This is a genomic window from Oleiphilus sp. HI0128 (assembly GCF_001635365.1).
Map to the genome: position 1 here is coordinate 1 of NZ_LWGG01001213.1, position 941 is coordinate 941.

1 protein-coding gene and 1 pseudogene are annotated in these 941 nt (G+C 45.3%); both read right to left on the reverse strand.

Going from position 1 to position 941, the window contains the following annotated elements:
- A pseudogene (locus tag A3763_RS20505) lies at positions 1-528 on the reverse strand (hypothetical protein); the annotation flags it as partial.
- 164 nt (positions 529-692) lie between these two features.
- Positions 693-941, reverse strand: a 249-nt coding sequence (locus tag A3763_RS28975; protein WP_197483020.1) for a hypothetical protein, incomplete at its 5' end; no start/stop codon positions are given.

A 941-nucleotide genomic window follows, 5' to 3' on the forward strand; every position in this document is an offset into this window, starting at 1 on the left:
TTCTTTAAGTCGCTCCTCAGCTTGAGCGGGGATCCCCAGACACCAGCCTTCCAAAATAATTATATCTAAAGGTGCTTCTACTTTTGGCCAGCTGCATTCTGGAAAGCGATCATCGGTAGCTTTATCGAATCGAGGTATAGAGATCTCTTGGTTGTGACTTTTTAGTGCATGCAGTGTATTCAGGGCCAAATTTAGGTCGTGGGTGCCGGGCACGCCTCGTGTTTTAAGCATGGGGTGAATGTCGCGTGCCAAGTGCTGGCGTTGGTCGTGCGTAAGGTAAAAGTCGTCGATAGAGATGGATAGACTCTTTAAACCTTCGGCCTGGAACGACAGGGAAAGGTAGTCTGCCAAAGTAGTCTTTCCAGAGCCTTGGCAACCATTTAATCCAACAATTATGGTTTTTTGTGCACCTTTATGGTGCTTGATAATAGTCTTAACCAGCGGGTCAAACCAAATTGAGGCCTGAGTTAAATAGGACTCAGGTAGCTTGTTGCCCTTTATAAATGCCTGTTTGTCAGCTGTCTTCATGGTAGGGAGCCTATCACTACTCAATAATATAAGTGGGATAATGCATTAACCGTTCCGGTTTTTAAGTTACGGAAGAAGCTTTTGATTGGATCAGGGGGAGACAGCTTTAAATAAGGAACCATGCCTCCCTTAAAACGTCTGGGAGGCATGGGCTAACTTAGCGCCTAACGGAACAGATTTTCTTCATTAACCAATTCAATCGCATTCAACTGATGGTAAATACTATCATCGTAGGCACCATTTGAGATGATGCGTTGTCTGTGACGCTCAAAGATCTTGTTGTACTTCATTATGCGGCTGCCATAAGCAGACCAGGCTTGCTCTTTGGCTTGCTGAGGCCATGATTCGAGTTCAATTTGTGCAGTTTCTAGTTGAGAAACATGCGGGCCTCCCCAAATCATTGACATGGCGAG